Here is a 17,027-nt window from a genome sequence, read left to right as displayed (position 1 = left end):
CACCCACCATGAGCCGCGCCCTGGTCCCGGGATCCTTCGATCCGATCCACAACGGTCATCTCGACGTGATCTCGCGCGTCGCAACGCAATTCGACGAGGTCATCGTCACGGTGGTGGTGAACCCCAACAAGAGTGGACTCTTCACCGTCGACGAACGGGTCGAGATGCTGGCGCAGGCCACCACTCATCTGCAGGGTGTGCGCGTCGCGACGTGGCAGGGGTTGCTCGTCGACTTCGCGTCGGAGTCCGGGGCCACCGCCATCGTCAAGGGTCTGCGCAACGCCGCCGATTTCGACTACGAGGTGCAGATGGCGCAGATGAACCGGCGCCTCACCGGCGTGGACACGGTGTTCCTCGGAACCGACCCGGTGCACAGCAGCCTGTCGAGCTCGCTCATCAAGGAGATCGCGCGACTGGGCGGAGACGTCACGACGATGGTCCCGGCCGCCGTGCACGACCGACTGCTGGCCCGGCTCGCCGAGCGCTCCTGACCGGGCCGGACGGCGACACACCGGGGGACAATCGTGCGGACCGGTGCGCGTACCGGGCACACTGACACCGGAGATCGCGCCCGACGGGTGTGGTCGCCGAAGTCAGAGACTGTCGATCGAAGTGAGGGCCGAGCACGGTGTACCGGGTATTCGAGGCGCTCGACGAGCTCGTAGCGATCGTCGAGGAGGCGCGCGGCGTCCCGATGACCGCGGGATGCGTCGTCCCGCGTGGTGATGTGCTGGAGCTGCTGGACGACGTTCGAGACGCCATTCCGGGTGAGCTCGACGACGCGCAGGACGTGCTGGACCACCGCGACAAGCTGGTGTCGGACGCACGGACCGGTGCCGAGAAGACGATCTCGTCGGCCGACGCGGAAGCCACCAGCACGGTGGAGAACGCGCGGGACGAGGCCGATCGACTCCTGGCCGACGCGAAGGCCCACGCCGACCGGATGGTCGCCGAGGCCACCGCGCACGCCGAGAGCCTCGTCGCCGACGCCACCGCGCGCGCCGACGCCACCATCGCGGACGCGGAGCACGAGTACGAGACGCTGACCGAGCGCGGCCGCGTCGAGTCCGCTCGCTCGATCGACGCCGGCAAGGCGGCCTACGAGCGTTCCGTCGCCGAGGGTCTCGCCGAGCAGGAGCGCCTGGTCTCGCAGACCGAGGTGGTGCAGTCCGCGCACGCGGAGTCCGCTCGGGTCATCGACGCGGCGCACGCCGAGTCCGATCGTCTGCGTACCGAGTGCGACCTCTACGTCGACACGAAGTTCGCGGAGTTCGAGGAGATCCTCTCGGGCACGTTGCGGTCCGTCGGTCGGGGACGGCAGCAGCTCCGCACCGGCAGTGGCGTTCCGAGTTACGACACCGATTTCGCCGACTCGCGTGGTGAGGGCCGCTCGCGCTACTGACCGCCACGCAGATCCCTCCTCGCAGGGATGGCTGGTGTGATTTGGCGCTGACCTGACGCTCCCGTATCGTGGAGTGGTTGCCCGCACCGCCCGTGAAAGGATCGTTCGTTGTCTCCCGCTGGTCGTCGCCACTCCGCCGAACCCGTCTCGGGGCTGGTGGTGGACACCCGTCGTCTGGGTCGCCGCGCAGGGTCGATGATGCCGGTCGCTCGCACCGTTCCCTCCCCGTCGCGCATCGGTCTGGACCTGATCGCGATCCAGGAGGGGGCCGACATCGATCTCGATCTCCGGTTCGAGTCCGTGTCCGAGGGTGTGCTCGTCAGCGGCACGGTCGACGCCGACACCGTCGGTGAGTGCTCGCGGTGCCTCGAGCCGTTCACGTCACACGTGCAGCTCCACCTCACGGAGCTGTACGCGTACCCGAACAGCGTCACCGAGGCCACCACGGACGAGGACGATCTCTACCGGGTCGAGGACGACGCGATCGATCTCGAACCATTGATCGTGGACGTGGCGGGGCTCACCCTGCCGCTGCGGCCCCTGTGCACCGAGGACTGCCAGGGACTGTGCCCGGAGTGCGGCATCCGCCTGTCGATTGCGGAACCGGGTCATGCGCATGAGACAATTGATCCTCGCTGGGCCGGTCTCGCGGCGAAGCTGCAGACCGACACCGACCAGACCTAGTCGGCCGGCGCACCCTGCGCCTGCACGACCCGTGCTTCACCAGCACGACATTGCACCGAACGAGTACGAGGAGAAGTAGAAGTGGCTGTTCCGAAGCGCAAGATGTCGCGGTCCAACACCCGATCGCGACGCAGCCAGTGGAAGACCACTGCACCCACCCTCATCACCTGCCCCAACCGCGGGTGCGGCGAGAAGACCCTGCCCCACACGGTGTGCCCGAACTGCGGCACCTACAAGGGTCGCCAGGTCACCGCGGCAGTCTGACGGTGACCTCACAGTCGCCAGCGACAGACCGGAGCGGCGAGGAAGATCATGCATCGCTTCTCGCCGCTCTTGGCGTGTCTCTGGACCACGACCTGCTCGTCCACGCTCTCACCCACCGCTCGTACGCGTACGAGAACGGTGGTCTGCCCACGAACGAACGCCTCGAGTTCCTCGGAGACTCCGTTCTGGGTCTGAGCATCACCGAGCAGCTGTACAGCGCCCACCCCGACAAGTCGGAGGGCGAGCTGGCCAAGATCCGCGCGAGCGTGGTCAACATGCACGCGCTCGCCGAGGTGGCTCGCCAACTGGGTGACGGCGGACTCGGTGCGCACCTGCTTCTGGGCAAGGGCGAGGAGATGACCGGTGGGCGCGACAAGCCGTCGATCCTCGCGGACGGCATGGAATCGCTTCTCGGCGCCATCCACGTCGAGCACGGCATCGACGTCGCACGCGAGGTGGTGCTGCGTCTGTTCGACGCGTTGCTCGAGCGTGGACCGCGTCTCGGTGCCGGCCTCGACTGGAAGACCAGCCTGCAGGAGCTCACGGCCGAGAAGGGTCTCGGTGTTCCCGCGTACGAGATCACCGCGACGGGACCGGACCACGACAAGGAGTTCACGGCCACCGTGCTCGTCGGCGGATCGCCGCACGGGCAGGGCGTGGGTCGCTCGAAGAAGGAAGCCGAGCAGCGCGCCGCCAGCGCGGCCTGGAACGCTCTCAGTGAATCGGCCTCCGCAGCGCTGATCGCCGGCCCGACCCCGGAGATGTCGTCCGACCGGAATGCCTGAACTTCCCGAGGTCGAGGTGGTGCGACGCGGACTCGCGTCGCACGTCGTGGGGGAGACCCTCGTCGACATCGAGGTCCTGCATCCGCGTGCCGCTCGACGGCATCTCGAGGGAAGTCTCGATCTCCAGTCGCGACTGGCCGGCACCACCGTCGTGTCCGCCGAGCGCCGTGGCAAGTACCTCTGGCTCGTGGTCGCCGCGAACGACGACGCGACCGGGCCGCTCGAGTCGATCGTGGTGCACCTGGGCATGAGCGGGCAGATGCTCGTCCAGCCCGCGGACGCACCCGACGAGAAGCATCTCCGCATCCGCGCCCGACTGGGCAGCGGCACGGATCTGCGATTCGTCGATCAGCGGACGTTCGGCGGGTGGGCCGTCGCCGACCTCGTCGAGGTCGACGGCTCCCGGGTCCCGGTTCCCGTGGCGCACATCGCCCGCGACCCACTCGACCCCCAGTTCGACGCGGAGTCCGTGGTGACGGCGATGCGGGGGAAGCACACCGAGATCAAGCGCGCGCTCCTCGATCAGACCGTCGTGTCGGGCGTGGGCAACATCTACGCCGACGAGTCGTTGTGGCGCAGCAAGATCCACGGCAATCGACTCACCGATTCACTGACTCGCCCGGCGCTGCGCAGGTTGCTGAACAACGCGCACGCTGTCATGGGGGAGGCACTGGCGCAGGGCGGCACCTCCTTCGACGCGCTGTACGTCAACGTGAACGGTCAGTCTGGGTACTTCGACCGGTCACTGGCCGCATACGGCCAGGAGGGACTCCCGTGCCCTCGCTGCGGCGCTCCCATCCGCCGCGAGAAGTTCATGAATCGGTCGTCCTTCAGCTGTCCGAAGTGTCAGCCGGCGCCGAGGGTTCGGCGGGGATGATTCCGGTGCGTGGCGTAAAGATCGCATCAAAGCGCCTGCTCGCAGCGTCAACAGAGCGTCAGTAAGGCCGAGATGGGCGCGTAGGGGGTGGACGCTGGCGTAGCTGCCGAGCATCCGCCGGCACGTCGTCGCCGTTTCACGAGGATTGCATCCATGGCTGACCTGGCCTACCTACTCACCGCGGCAGCAGGTTTCGCTGCGCTGGTGTTCACCGTTCTTCGACTCGGTCGATCCGCATGACCGCCGCCGGAATCGAGAGCGTGATCTTGATCGTGGTCTCCGCGGCACTTGCGGTGTACCTGCTGATCGCGTTGCTCGACCCCGAGAGGTTCTGAGCCGTGACTCCCGCACTTGCGGCCGGGCTTCAGATCGCGGCCGTCGTGATCGTGCTCGCTGCCGCCTACGTTCCCCTCGGCGACTACATGGCGCGCGTCTTCACCACTCCGCGAGATGAACGTGCTCGTGACGAAGTGGTCCGCTCTGCCGCGCGACAGGCTGCGGGATCGACGATCACCACGACCACCACGCTCGACCCGCCGAAGCCGACGAGCAGGTCGGTATCGGCAACGGCGGACTGGCGGGTGGAATCTCTGCTGTATCGCGTGTGCCGGATCGACCCCCGCTCGGAACAGACGTGGGTCGGCTACGCCTTGTCGCTGCTGGGCTTCTCTGCTGCCGGCGTCGTCTTCCTCTATGCCCTCCAACGTGTTCAAGGTGTTCTGCCGCTGAACAACTCGCTGCCGGGCGTCAGCCCGTCGGTCGCGTTCAACACGGCAATCTCCTTCGTCACCAACACCAACTGGCAGTCGTACTCACCCGAGACGACGATGAGCAATCTGACTCAACCTCTCGGCCTCGCAGTACAGAACTTCGTCTCTGCCGCAGTCGGACTGGCTGTGGCCGTCGCGGTGATCCGCGGGTTCGTCCGTGTGCGCAGCGGAGGTGAACTCGGAAACTTCTGGGTCGATCTCACGCGCGGCGTACTGCGGATCCTGCTGCCGTTGTCGTTCGTCGTGGCGCTGATCTTGCTGACGCAGGGCGTCGTCATGTCGTTCCACAGTGGTTTCGCCTCGACGGGTCTGGACGGCAGCTCGATCACGAACGCACTCGCTCCTGTCGCCTCTCAGGAAGCGATCAAAGAGCTCGGTACCAACGGTGGCGGAATCCTGGCGGCCAACTCGGCGCACCCGTTCGAGAATCCGACGCCGCTGTCCAACATCGTCGAGATCATCGCCCTGCTGTTGATCCCGGTCGCATTGACACGCACCTTCGGAACCCTCGTGGGAGAACGCAAGCAGGGTCTGTCGATCCTCGCCGTCATGGCGTTCCTGTGGGCCGGCATTCTCGCCGTGACCCTCGCTGCGGAATCCGGTACTCGCGGCGTCGCTGCGCAGGCTGCCGGCGCCATGATGGAGGGCAAGGAACAACGATTCGGCATTCCCGGCTCGGCCCTGTTCGCAGTCAGCACCACCGGAACATCGACCGGTGCAGTCAATTCCGCGCACGACGCCATGTCCCCGCTCGGCGGTGGAGTCGTCATACTGAACATGCTCTTCGGCGAGGTCGCACCCGGCGGAGTCGGGACCGGCCTCTACGGAATGCTGGTCCTGGCGGTCATCGCCGTGTTCGTGGGTGGGCTTCTGGTCGGACGCACGCCCGAATACCTCGGGAAGAAGCTCGGCAAACGCGAGATCACGATGGCAGCGCTGTCGGTACTGGTCATGCCGGCGCTCGTTCTGATCGGGACCGGTGTCACGGTGATCCTCGGTTCCACCAGCGGAGCGCTCGGCAACAGCGGCGACCCTGGAACTCCGGGTTCGATCCACGGGTTCAGCGAGGTGCTCTATGCCTACGCCTCCGCGTCGAACAACAACGGAAGTGCGTTCGGCGGACTGACCGTGACCGACGACTGGTTCCAGACCTCCCTCGGCATCGCGATGTTGCTCGGCCGATTCCTTCCGATCGTGTTCGTTCTGGCTCTCGCCGGCTCACTCGTGACCAAGCGTCGAAGTCCGGCCGGACCCGGCACACTCCCCACCACGGGACTGCTGTTCGCCGGTCTTCTCACCGGCACGATCGTCCTCGTCGCTGCGCTCACATTCTTCCCGGCGCTCGCGCTGGGCCCCTTCGCGGAGGCTTTGCAATGACCCTCGTCAACGACCATCCCACTCAGTCGGAGGCGACACCCGACGACGGCGCGCCGGCTTCCGTCACATCCGGCTACTTCAGCCCCACACAGCTGTGGACCTCGTTGCCCACCGCATTCCGCAAGCTCGATCCGCGTCACCAGGCCCGCAACCCGGTCATGTTCGTCGTTCTGGTCGGCTCGGTCATCACCACTGTCATGGCGATCGCCGACCCGTCGGTGTTCTCCTGGCTCGTCACCGGGTGGCTCTGGTTCACCGTGGTGTTCGCGAACCTCGCCGAGTCCGTTGCCGAGGGTCGCGGCAAGGCCCAGGCGGCCAGTCTGCGCAACGTCAAACGGGACACGCTCGCGAATCGTCGGCTGCCCGACGGGTCCGTCGAGAGCGTGCCCGGCACCGAACTGAAGGTCGGTGACGAGGTGGTCGTCACCGCAGGGGAGGTCATTCCCGGTGACGGTGATGTGGTCGACGGCATCGCATCGGTGGACGAATCCGCCATCACGGGTGAATCCGCACCGGTGGTGCGTGAATCGGGCGGTGACCGAAGCGCCGTCACCGGCGGCACGACCGTGCTGTCGGACCGGATCGTCGTGAAGATCACCGCCGCACAGGGTGAGACGTTCGTCGACCGGATGATCGCGCTCGTCGAGGGTGCGTCGCGACAGAAGACTCCGAACGAGATCGCTCTCAACATCCTGCTCGCGTCCCTGACCATCGTGTTCCTGCTTGCCGTCGTGGCCATCGGTCCCATGAGCATCTACGCGGGGTCGGCGCAGGATCCGGTCAAGCTCATCGCACTTCTCGTCTGCCTGATTCCGACGACCATCGGCGCACTCCTGTCCGCCATCGGCATCGCCGGTATGGACCGACTGGTGCAGCGCAACGTTCTGGCCATGTCGGGCCGCGCGGTCGAGGCCGCCGGCGACATCGACACCCTGCTCATGGACAAGACCGGCACGATCACCTTCGGAAATCGCAGAGCCACGGCACTGCATCCGGCACCCGGGGTCGATGTTCGGGAACTCGCCGACGCGGCTCGCCTGTCGTCGCTCGCTGACGGAACTCCCGAGGGACGCAGCATCGTCGAACTCGTCGCACGCGACTTCGGCGGGGATGTGGATCCCACAGCTGGGGGTGAGTTCGTTCCCTTCACCGCTCAGACCCGCATGAGTGGGCTGGACGTCGACGGTCAGCAGATCCGAAAGGGCGCCTCCGACAGCGTGTTCGCCTGGGTTCGCGAGCAGAGTGGCCACGCCGCCGACACTGCGGTACGTGATTCGGTCGAATCGGTGTCCGAAGCGGGCGGTACACCGCTCGTCGTCGCGGTCGCCGAATCCGGATCGAGCGCCCGAGTTCTCGGAGTCGTCGAATTGTCGGATGTGGTCAAGCCTCACATCGCCGAACGATTCGAACGGTTGCGCGCCATGGGCATTCGGACCGTGATGGTGACCGGCGACAACCCCCTCACCGCTCGGGCCATCGCTGCGGAAGCCGGGGTGGACGACTTCCTCGCCGAAGCGACACCGGAAGACAAACTGGCCTTGATCCGCCGTGAACAGAACGGTGGTCGGCTGGTCGCGATGACGGGGGACGGCACCAACGACGCTCCCGCGCTGGCTCAGGCCGACGTCGGCGTGGCGATGAACACCGGCACGTCCGCAGCGAAAGAGGCGGGCAACATGGTGGATCTCGATTCCGATCCCACGAAGTTGATAGAAGTGGTCGAGGTCGGAAAGCAACTCCTCATCACCCGCGGAGCGCTCACCACGTTCTCGTTGGCGAACGACCTCGCCAAGTACTTCGCGATCCTGCCGGCACTGTTCTCCACGGTGTATCCCCAACTCGACACGCTCAACATCATGCGGCTGGCAACTCCGCAATCAGCGATCGTCTCGGCCGTGGTGTTCAACGCCTTGGTCATCGTGGCGCTGATCCCTCTTGCGCTGAAGGGTGTTCGGTACACGCCGTCCACCGCGTCGACACTGCTCGGCCGCAACCTCGCCGTCTACGGCGTCGGCGGCGTGATCTCGCCCTTCATCGGTATCTGGCTGATCGACCTCGTGGTCCGACTCGTTCCTGGAATGGGCTAGCAATGCGTACATTTTCGGTGTTCTTCAAACAGGTCGTCGCCGGGTTCACGGTCCTGTCGGCGTTGACGGTACTTCTCGGCATCGGGTACCCAGCGGCGGTGTGGGCGGTCAGCCGGATCGGGTCCGACTCGGCGGAAGGCTCACCCATTCGCGATGCCTCGGGATGTGTTGTCGGCAGCTCGCTCATCGGCGTCGACACCGTGGTCGCAGACGGACGACCCGATCCGTATTTCCACACGCGCGTCACAGGGTCGGTCGCCGACGACGACGCTTTCGCCGCGGGCGACCCCTCCGCCGCTCTCCCTCTGAACCAGGGTCCGAGCAGTGACATTCTCGCGTCGTTCATCGAGCAACGTCGTGCTGCGATCGCCGAGCGTGAGAACGTCGATCCGGCGGCGGTGCCCGTCGACGCGGTCACCGGTTCCGGTTCGGGTGTCGACCCGGACATCAGCCCGGCGTACGCGGAGCTTCAGGTCCCCCGTGTGGCGGCAGCAACCGGCAACTCCCGGGACGAGGTACGCGCGCTGGTGGCCGCGAACACCGACGGTCGTCAGTTCGGATTCCTGGGACAGGCGACGGTGAACGTCGCCACGCTGAACGTCGACCTGGGACTGACTGCACCCGACTGCTCGACCACGGGTGGATGATGAGCACGTGAGCATGCACGCCGACGCCGCGGACGAACGCACGACACCGGGGGGCAGGGGAGAACTGCGCATCTATCTCGGTGCGGCGCCGGGCGTGGGAAAGACGTTCGCGATGCTCGGCGAGGCGCACCGTCGCCAGTCCCGCGGGTGTGACGTCGTCGCCGGCGTCGTCGAGACTCACGGACGCACTCGAACGGCAGAGATGCTGGAAGGCATCGCGGTACTGGCGCCGACCATGGTCGAGTATCGCGGAGCCTCGGTCCCCGAACTCGACGTCGACGGCGTCGTGGCCAGAATGCCGGAAGTGGTCCTCGTCGACGAACTGGCCCACACGAACACTCCGGGCAGTCGTAACGCCAAGCGCTGGCAGGACGTCGAGGAGTTTCTGGCCGCCGGGATCGACGTGGTGTCGACTCTGAACGTGCAGCACCTCGAGAGTCTCAACGACGTGGTCCAGCGCATCACCGGTGTGGTGCAGCGAGAGACGGTTCCCGACGCTGTCGTGCGAGCCGCGGCCCAGGTAGAGCTGGTCGACATCACCCCGGAAGCGTTGCGACGCAGACTGTCACACGGGAACGTCTATGCACCCGAGAAAATCGACGCGGCATTGAGCAACTTCTTCCGCCGTGGAAACCTCACCGCTCTGCGGGAGTTGGCGCTGCTGTGGTTGGCGGACCAGGTCGATGCGGCGCTGGCCCGCTACCGCGCCGACAACGCCATCAGGGACACCTGGGAAGCGCGAGAGCGTGTCGTCGTCGCGGTGACAGGCGGACCCGAGTCCGACACTCTCGTACGCCGCGCCAGCCGGATCGCCGCGAAGTCCAGCGCCGAACTCATGGTGCTGCACGTGGTGCGAGGTGACGGGTTGGCGGGGGTGTCCGCCGCGCACATGGGTGCGGTGCGGACCCTGGCCGGCGCTCTGGGCGCCTCGATGCACAGTGTCGTCGGCGACGACGTGCCCGTGACGTTGCTCGAGTTCGCCCGCGGGGTGAACGCGACGCAACTCGTGCTCGGAACGTCGCGCCGGTCACGGTGGGCACGGGCCGTCGACGAGGGCATCGGATCGACCGTGGTGCAGAACTCCGGCGCGATCGACGTCCACATGGTCACGCACGACCACGCCTCCACCGGAGTCCGGCGACTGTCGTCGCCGACCGTCCGGCGCCCGGTCGCCTGGATCGCCGCGCTCGCCGTACCGGTGGTGGCGGCGGGATTGATCTCGCTCGTGGACGACCTTCTCGATCTCGGCGGCGAGAGCGCGCTGTTCTTCATCGTCGTGCTGGCGGTGTCCCTGCTCGGCGGTGTGGCCCCCGCGATCCTGTCGGCGCTGTTCTCCGCCCTGCTGCTGAACTTCCTCTTCACCGAACCGCGCTACAGCTTCACCATCGCCGAGCCGGACAACTTCGTGACCACGGTGGTGCTGCTCGTCGTCGCCGTGGCGGTGGCCGTGCTCGTCGACGCGGCCGCCCGGCGGGCACGGGACGCCCGCAGCGCGTCGCAACAGGCGGAACTGCTGGCGCTGTTCGCCGGATCGGTGCTGCGTGGAGCCGACCTGCCCGCTCTGCTCGAGCGGGTGCGCGAGACGTACGGGCAGCGCGCCGTGGCGGTGCTGCGCTCGGGGCACGGCGTCGTCAGTGCAGTGGGGGAGAACCCGCCCACGAGCGTGGACGCCGCCGACACCGCGGTGGAGGTGGGCGACGAGGAGTACGCCCTCGTCCTCGCGGGGCACCGCACCCGCGCGACCGACCGGCGTGTCCTCACGGCGGTCGCCAATCAGGCGGTCGGCTTGATCCGCCAGAGCGAACTGGCCGCGGAGGCGAGCACCGCCGCGGCCGCCGTCGAGTCGGACACACTGCGGCGGGCACTGCTGTCCGCCGTGGGACACGACCTGAGGACGCCGCTGGCCGCGGTCAAGGCCGCCGCCTCGAGTCTGCGCAGCGAGGACGTCACCTTCTCGCCCGAGGACACCGCGGAGTTGCTGGCGACGGTCGAGGAGTCGGCGGATCAGCTCACCGCGCTGGTGGAGAACCTGCTCGACTCCTCGCGCCTGGCCGCCGGCGTGGTGCGGCCGGTGTCGGCGCGTGTGTTCCTCGACGAGGTGGTGCACCGCGCCTCGGCCTCCGTCGGTCCGGCGCGGTCCCGCCTGCAGGTGGAGGTGGGGGATCTGTCGGTGCTGGCGGACGAGGGTCTGCTGGAGCGAGTGGTGGCGAATCTGATCGACAACGCTGTGCGGTACGCACCCCACGGCGAGATCCGCGTGTCCGCTCGTGTGGACGACGACCGCGTCCGGCTCGCCGTGGCCGACCACGGGCCCGGTATCGCGGACGGCTCGGAGGAGACCGTCTTCGACGCGTTCCAGCGGCTCGGGGATCGCGACAACACCACCGGCGTCGGCCTCGGACTGTCCGTGGTGCGCGGCTTCGTCGAGGCCATGCACGGCACGGTGTCGACGCAGCGCACCGTCGGCGGCGGGCTGACCGTCACCGTCGACCTGCCGGCGGCGTCGTGACCGAGGACGGGGGAACGACCGAGACGCCGCGGCCGGGACCGCCGCCCACCCGTGTCCTCGTCGTCGACGACGAGCCGCAGTTGCTGCGGGCGCTGCGCATCAATCTCGGGGTGCGGGGCTACGACGTGTCGACGGCGTCGACCGGAGCGGGAGCTCTGCGCGCCGCCGCCGAGAGGCATCCGGACGTGATCGTCCTCGACCTGGGTCTGCCGGATCTCGACGGCCTGGAGGTGCTCGCCGGACTTCGCGGGTGGACCACCGTGCCCGTGATCGTGCTGTCCGCCCGTTCGGACTCCGGCGACAAGGTCGACGCGCTGGACGCGGGTGCGGACGACTACGTGACCAAGCCGTTCGGCATGGACGAGTTCCTCGCCCGGCTGCGCGTCGCGGTTCGGCGCGCCGCACGCACGGCGGACGGCGACGGCGAGGCGGTCGTCGTGACCGACTCGTTCACCGTGGATCTGGCCGCGAGATCGGTGACGCGCGACGGGCAGCCGGTCCACCTCACCCCCACCGAGTGGGGCATGCTCGAGATGCTGGTGCGGCACCGCGGCAAGCTGGTCGGACAGCGAGAACTGCTGCGCGAGGTGTGGGGTCCGGCGTACGAGACCGAGACCCACTATCTCCGGGTGTATCTCGGTCAGCTGCGGCGCAAACTCGAGCCCGATCCGGCGCATCCACGCCACCTGCTGACCGAGGCCGGCATGGGGTATCGCTTCCGAACCTGATGCGCCTCACTGCCGGCGGCCCACCGCTCCGATAGGTTGGCCGGTGTGCTGGTCGACGGAAGAGACATCCCGGTCACCGGGAGCGTCCTGCAACCGTTGACCCGGCGAACGAGCGACATCCTGCGGGTCGTGACCGCGGCGATCGTCCTGGGGGCGATCGTCGTCGGTTCGTTGGTGACCCGCAACGAGTGGACAGCGCTGGAGCGCTCGATCTCCGACATCGTCGGCGTGCTCACCCCGAGCCAGTCCAATGCCGTCTATCTCGTGTACGGCGTCGCCATTCTGGCTCTTCCGTTCACCGTGCTCGCCGGACTGGTGGCGGCACGCCGCTGGCGGCTGCTCGCGGGTTACGTCGCTGCGGCCGTGGTGGCCGCACTGGCGTTGTCGGTCAGTGGCAGCGGGATCTCCGCGCCGAAGTGGCACATCGACGAATCGACGCGCCTGGACACCCTGCTCTCGCAGATCCTCGACGATCCGCGCTGGATCGCCATCGTCGCGGCCGTGCTCACCGTCTCCGGCCCGGGGCTGCCGATCCGCTGGAAGCGGACGTGGTGGGTGCTGCTGCTGGCTTTCGTCCCGATCCATCTGCTCATCAGCACCGTCGTCCCCGCGCGCTCGCTGCTCGGTCTCGCCGTGGGGTGGCTCGCCGGATCGCTCGTGATCTGGGTGGTGGGCACCCCGGCACTCGAGGTGCCGCTCGCCGAGGCCGTCCGTGCCCTGAAGCGCCGGGGAGTCGACATCGCCGGGTTCGTCGTTCTGCGCCCGGCGGGTTCGGGTCCCCTGGTGCTCTCGGGACGGATCGGGCCGGTGGGCCACGACGTCGTCGTCGAGCTGTTCGGTCCCAATCAGCGCAGCCGCGGCGCCCTGCGTCTGCTGCGCCGACTGGTGACTCTGCGGTCGTCGGAGAGCCCGCCCCTGCACGCCTCACAGCGCCGCGCGGTGGAGCATCGCGCGTTGATGGGCATCGCGCTGAACGACCTGGGCGTGGCGGCCTGTGTCCCGACGGCGGTGTCGGCCCTCGAGCGTGGCTGGGTCCTGTACGCCCACAGCGTTCCCCGCGGTCGGCGCGTGGACCCCGAGCGTCCGGAGGATGCGCACGCACTGTGGCGGACTCTGGGAGTGCTGCGCTCCCGGCAGATCTCGCACGGAGACCTCCGGGTCGACGACATCCGGATCGACGAGGACGGCACCGCATTGCTCGGTGGCTTCGACACCGCGGAACTCGGCGCGTCGCAGGCCCAGTTGCACTCGGACGCCGCGCAGCTGATGCTGACCACCGCATCGCTGTACGGGCCCGACGTCGCCGTCGACGCCGCGATCGACAGGCTCGGCCCGGCGGACGTTCTCACCGCCTCACGCCGGCTCACGCCGTCCGCCATCCCGACCCGCGTGCGCCGGGCGGTGCACGACGCCAAGGGGGTGCTCACGGCGACGCGCGACACGGTGCTGGCCCGGACCGGGACCTCGGCGATCGCCACCGAGCAGGTGACGCGGTTCTCGCGCAACCAGGTCGTGCAGTTGGTCCTGCTCATCGCGCTGGTCTACGTCGCGTATCCGTTCATCAGTCAGGTCCCGACCTTCGCCTCCGAGCTGGCCTCGATCGACTGGTGGTGGGCACTGCTCGGTCTCGCGATCTCCGCCGCGACCTATTTCGGAGCGGCCGCGGCGCTGTGGGCGTGCGCCTCGGGCGCCGTGGGTTTCCTGAACACGACGATCATGCAGGTGGCCAACACGTTCGCGGCGACGACGACTCCGGCGGGTGTCGGTGGACTGGCGCTGAGCGTCCGCTTCCTGCAGAAGGGCGGGTTGACGCTCACGCGCTCGACCGCCGCGGTGGCCCTGCAGCAACTGGTGCAGGTGATCTCGCACGTGACGCTGCTCGTGGTGTTCAGCGTCGCGGCGGGCCAGTCCGCCGACCTGTCCCGCTTCGTCCCGAGCGCCACGATCCTGTACCTCATCGCCGGTGTCGCGTTCGGCGCCCTCGGCGCCTTCCTGTTCGTGCCCACCCTGCGGCGCTTCCTGCGCACCGCGGTGCGGCCTCAGCTCGCGGAGGTCTACTCGGACCTCTCGGAGCTCGTGCGGCATCCGGCACGCTTCACCGTCATCGTGCTGGGCTGCGCTGCAACCACTCTCGGTGCTGCCTTCGCGCTGTGGGTGAGCATCGAGGCGTTCGGCGGGGGCACCACCTTCATCACGGTCACCATCGTCACGATGATCGGTGGGACGCTCGCCTCCGCAGCCCCGACGCCGGGTGGCATCGGCGCCGTGGAAGCCGCTCTCATCGGCGGTCTGGCGGCATTCGGGTTGCCCGCCACCATCGCGGTGCCGTCCGTTCTGCTCTATCGCGTGCTCACGTGCTGGATCCCGGTGTTCCTCGGCTGGCCGATCATGCGGTGGTTGGCGCGCAAGGACATGATCTGATCTCGGCCGTCACGACATCCGCAGTGCCAGATAGAAGTTCACGCGGTCCTCGAGTCCGGAGAGATCCCGACCGGTGAGTTCCTCGATACGCTGGATGCGGTAGCGCACCGAGTTGACGTGCAGGTGCAGCCGGGTCGAGCACGCCGTCCACGATCCGTTGCAGTCGAGGAAGGCTCGCAGAGTCGGGACGAGATCACTCTGATGGCGGTCGTCGTACTCCACGACCGGATCCAGCAGACGCGAGCGGAACAGCCGTCTCATCTCGTCCGGCACGCTCGCCAGGAGCAGCACCAGATCCGCCAGTTCGTCGTGCCCCACGATGCGGACCCCGTCGCTGCGGCCGGCCGCGAGCCGGCGGGCATACCTGGCTTCGTCGACGGCGCCGCGGAGTTCGCCCGCCGTCACCGCGCCGCTGACGCCGAGCGAGACGTCGCTGCCGGCAAGTCCGGGGCCGAGGCGATCCATCCCCGACCGCACTCGCGGCGTCAGGTCGTCGTCGGTGGGAACGATCGCGACCACCTCACCGTCCGCCACACCGATCGCGCCGCCGCTCGGGAGCAACTCGCGCAGGACCACCCGGAGTTCGCCGGGGCGGAGGGGGCCACTCGCGACGGCCGCGGCGACCACCGCGTACCGAGCGTCGGTGTCGAGGCCGACCACCGTCATCTGGGCGAGGGTGTCCGCGACCGATCCGCCCGCGGTGATCACGCGGATCAGCTGGTGCGCCGAGCGTCCGGACGACCCGAGGCGGTCGTCGGTGCGCTCACGTTCGAGCGCGACGATCGACGCCACGTCCTCGGCGAGTGCGAGCCGCTCGGGAGTCCAACTGCGCCAGTCGCTGCGGAAGGCCACCATCGCGTCGGCGACGCGCGACGTCCGGTCACCGTCGACGGCGAGGAGGGACAGGCCGTGGGACACCACGGGAAGTGCTCGCGCCGTGAGGAAGTCGTGCGCCAGATCGTCGGGACGGATGTCGTCGGGGAGCGGATGGGACGAGGCCACGACGCGCCCGCCGGGGGTGAGCACCCAGCACTCCAGTCCGAGATCCTCGGACACCAGGTCGAGAAGTGGCCCGATGCCGTCCCCGGCGCCGGCGCCCGACACCAGGCGGCGGTGCCGGTCGAGGACCGACCGGAGATCGGTCGCGCGCTCACGCGAGAGCGAGCGCACCACGCTCTCCGTGATCGTCGCGAAGGCCACGGCGGCGGACACCCGGAACAGGGGCAGCCCGTGTCGGCGGCACGACTCGACGAGATCGGCGGGCACCACGCCGTCGTACGAGGCCGCCAGTGCGGCGACGCCGGCACCGGTGATCGCACGGACGAAGACGTCCGAATCCTCGGGTCTCGTGTGCCACATCAGTCCGGTGAGGACCAGTTCTCCGCCCTCGAGATAGCGACCGGGATCGAGCATGTCGGTCGTCACGACCCATCGGATGACCGTGTCTCGTCCGTCGTCGGACACGAGGGGGTCGAGTCCGAGATGGGGCATGTCGAGTAGGTCGTGCACCTTCATTCGGAGGAACCTACAGTGATTCGCGTGTGATGCGGGTCATAGTCTGTCGTTCCTGCGTCTCGTCCGCCGGACGGCGGGCGGGTGTACTTCTCCCATGGACTTTCTTCGGCCACAGACCTGGGCGGACGCACTCGCCGCCGCAGCCGATCGACCCGATGTCGTCCCCGTGCAGGGGGGTACCGACGTCATGGTCGAGATGAACTTCGATCTGCACAGACCGACGGCGCTGCTCGACCTGAACCCGATCACGGAGCTCACCACCTGGGAGGAAAATCCAGACGGGTCGCTCCGCGTCGGTGCCGGCATGCCGTACGTGCGGATCATCGCCGAACTGGGCGATCGGCTGCCGGGAATCGCGCAGGCTGCGCGCACGGTCGGTTCGCCCCAGATCCGCAACAGGGGGACGGTCGGCGGCAATCTCGGGGGCGCATCCCCCGCCGGCGATCTGCATGCGCCGCTGCTCGCCTGCGGCGCGATCGTCGAGGCCGAGTCGGCCGCTCGGGGCACACGCATGATTCCGGCCGAGGAGTTCTACGTCGGCGTCAAGCGTCATTGCCTGGAACCGGACGAGTTGATCCGCGCGTTTCACGTGCCGCCGGCCACCGGGCCGCAGTACTTCTCGAAGGTCGGCACGCGCAACGCCATGGTCATCGCGGTGTGTTCGTTCTCGCTCGCCCTGTTCCCGGCCGAGCGACGTGTCGGGACGGGTATCGGTTCGGCCGCCCCGACGCCGCGCCGCGCCACCGCCGCCGAGGAGTTCCTCGCTGCCGAACTCGACTGGGACGGCCCGCTCGACGACGCCGTCGCCCGCCGGTTCGGCGACCTGGTCCGTGAGGCGGCGAGCCCGATCGACGACGTACGCGGCACGGCCGACTATCGGCGACATGCGCTGGCGGTCATGGCGAGACGCACTCTCGCCTGGTCGTGGCGCGACCACAGGAACAACGGAGAGGCGGCGTGA

15 protein-coding genes are annotated in these 17,027 nt (G+C 68.3%); 14 read left to right on the top strand and 1 reads right to left on the bottom strand.

Annotated features, from left to right (window positions below; all coding sequences use genetic code 11):
* The first annotated feature begins 8 nt into the window (after positions 1-8).
* The 13 genes from coaD (at position 9) to HQ314_RS02830 (ending at position 14,551) form a co-directional block, all read left to right on the top strand.
* Positions 9-491, top strand: coding sequence for a pantetheine-phosphate adenylyltransferase (coaD, locus tag HQ314_RS02890; protein ID WP_027504973.1), 483 nt, complete (start codon positions 9-11; stop codon positions 489-491).
* A gap of 137 nt (positions 492-628) precedes the next feature.
* Positions 629-1,402, top strand: a complete 774-nt coding sequence (locus HQ314_RS02885) for a DivIVA domain-containing protein (RefSeq protein ID WP_027504974.1) — start codon at positions 629-631, stop codon at positions 1,400-1,402.
* A gap of 108 nt (positions 1,403-1,510) precedes the next feature.
* On the top strand, positions 1,511-2,086 hold the full coding sequence (locus HQ314_RS02880; RefSeq protein ID WP_374197807.1) for a DUF177 domain-containing protein: 576 nt from the start codon (positions 1,511-1,513) through the stop codon (positions 2,084-2,086).
* A gap of 81 nt (positions 2,087-2,167) precedes the next feature.
* A complete protein-coding gene (rpmF, locus tag HQ314_RS02875; RefSeq protein ID WP_027504976.1) occupies positions 2,168-2,350 on the top strand; it encodes a 50S ribosomal protein L32 in 183 nt (60 codons plus the stop codon).
* A 2-nt stretch (positions 2,351-2,352) separates the two neighbouring features.
* The gene (gene rnc / locus HQ314_RS02870) at positions 2,353-3,135 is read left to right on the top strand and encodes a ribonuclease III (protein WP_222649230.1); all 783 of its coding nucleotides are present in this window, start codon (positions 2,353-2,355) and stop codon (positions 3,133-3,135) included.
* Positions 3,128-4,012 (top strand): bifunctional DNA-formamidopyrimidine glycosylase/DNA-(apurinic or apyrimidinic site) lyase, encoded by an 885-nt coding sequence (gene mutM, locus HQ314_RS02865; RefSeq protein ID WP_056445093.1) that lies wholly within the window; start codon positions 3,128-3,130, stop codon positions 4,010-4,012. Before rnc ends, mutM begins: the two co-directional genes overlap by 8 nt.
* Positions 4,013-4,248: 236 nt before the next feature.
* Complete coding sequence (gene kdpF / locus HQ314_RS02860; RefSeq protein ID WP_027504979.1) at positions 4,249-4,347, top strand: K(+)-transporting ATPase subunit F; 99 nt, start codon at positions 4,249-4,251, stop codon at positions 4,345-4,347.
* 3 nt (positions 4,348-4,350) lie between these two features.
* Positions 4,351-6,159 carry a potassium-transporting ATPase subunit KdpA gene (gene kdpA / locus HQ314_RS02855; RefSeq protein ID WP_308119197.1) on the top strand — a complete coding sequence of 603 codons (1,809 nt, stop codon included), beginning with the start codon at positions 4,351-4,353 and terminating at the stop codon, positions 6,157-6,159.
* Positions 6,156-8,246, top strand: a complete 2,091-nt coding sequence (kdpB, locus tag HQ314_RS02850) for a potassium-transporting ATPase subunit KdpB (RefSeq protein ID WP_222649229.1) — start codon at positions 6,156-6,158, stop codon at positions 8,244-8,246. The genes kdpA and kdpB overlap by 4 nt, the downstream gene beginning before the upstream one ends.
* A gap of 2 nt (positions 8,247-8,248) precedes the next feature.
* Positions 8,249-8,893: a potassium-transporting ATPase subunit C gene (locus HQ314_RS02845; RefSeq protein WP_222649228.1), complete on the top strand. Its 645-nt coding sequence runs from the start codon at positions 8,249-8,251 to the stop codon at positions 8,891-8,893.
* 13 nt (positions 8,894-8,906) lie between these two features.
* Positions 8,907-11,402, top strand: coding sequence for a sensor histidine kinase KdpD (locus HQ314_RS02840; protein WP_222649512.1), 2,496 nt, complete (start codon positions 8,907-8,909; stop codon positions 11,400-11,402).
* Positions 11,399-12,130 carry a response regulator gene (locus HQ314_RS02835; RefSeq protein WP_027504984.1) on the top strand — a complete coding sequence of 244 codons (732 nt, stop codon included), beginning with the start codon at positions 11,399-11,401 and terminating at the stop codon, positions 12,128-12,130. The genes HQ314_RS02840 and HQ314_RS02835 overlap by 4 nt, the downstream gene beginning before the upstream one ends.
* A gap of 45 nt (positions 12,131-12,175) precedes the next feature.
* A complete protein-coding gene (locus tag HQ314_RS02830) occupies positions 12,176-14,551 on the top strand; it encodes a lysylphosphatidylglycerol synthase transmembrane domain-containing protein (RefSeq protein WP_222645364.1) in 2,376 nt (791 codons plus the stop codon).
* 9 nt (positions 14,552-14,560) lie between these two features.
* Here HQ314_RS02830 and HQ314_RS02825 read toward each other — a convergent pair whose 3' ends face one another.
* Entirely contained in the window at positions 14,561-16,066 is a 1,506-nt protein-coding gene (locus HQ314_RS02825) for a PucR family transcriptional regulator (RefSeq protein ID WP_261781339.1), read from the bottom strand.
* Between the two features lie 94 nt (positions 16,067-16,160).
* On the opposite strand from HQ314_RS02825, the gene HQ314_RS02820 reads away from it, so the two are divergent.
* A complete protein-coding gene (locus HQ314_RS02820; RefSeq protein ID WP_222649227.1) occupies positions 16,161-17,027 on the top strand; it encodes a xanthine dehydrogenase family protein subunit M in 867 nt (288 codons plus the stop codon).

It is taken from the genome of Rhodococcus sp. BP-332, assembly GCF_019836065.1.
In the GTDB taxonomy this organism is placed as follows: domain Bacteria; phylum Actinomycetota; class Actinomycetes; order Mycobacteriales; family Mycobacteriaceae; genus Rhodococcoides.
This window is presented reverse-complemented; position numbering and strand designations above follow the sequence as displayed.

Excerpts from the sequence above, each read along its gene's own strand:
- mutM (WP_056445093.1), top strand. The coding sequence starts at position 3,128 with ATGCCTGAACTTCCCGAGGTCGAGGTGGTGCGACGCGGACTCGCGTCG.
- HQ314_RS02840 (WP_222649512.1), top strand. The coding sequence starts at position 8,907 with ATGCACGCCGACGCCGCGGACGAACGCACGACACCGGGGGGCAGGGGA.
- kdpB (WP_222649229.1), top strand. The coding sequence starts at position 6,156 with ATGACCCTCGTCAACGACCATCCCACTCAGTCGGAGGCGACACCCGAC.
- HQ314_RS02845 (WP_222649228.1), top strand. The coding sequence starts at position 8,249 with ATGCGTACATTTTCGGTGTTCTTCAAACAGGTCGTCGCCGGGTTCACG.
- kdpF (WP_027504979.1), top strand. The coding sequence starts at position 4,249 with ATGACCGCCGCCGGAATCGAGAGCGTGATCTTGATCGTGGTCTCCGCG.
- HQ314_RS02820 (WP_222649227.1), top strand. The coding sequence starts at position 16,161 with ATGGACTTTCTTCGGCCACAGACCTGGGCGGACGCACTCGCCGCCGCA.
- coaD (WP_027504973.1), top strand. The coding sequence starts at position 9 with ATGAGCCGCGCCCTGGTCCCGGGATCCTTCGATCCGATCCACAACGGT.
- HQ314_RS02825 (WP_261781339.1), bottom strand. The coding sequence starts at position 16,066 with ATGAAGGTGCACGACCTACTCGACATGCCCCATCTCGGACTCGACCCC.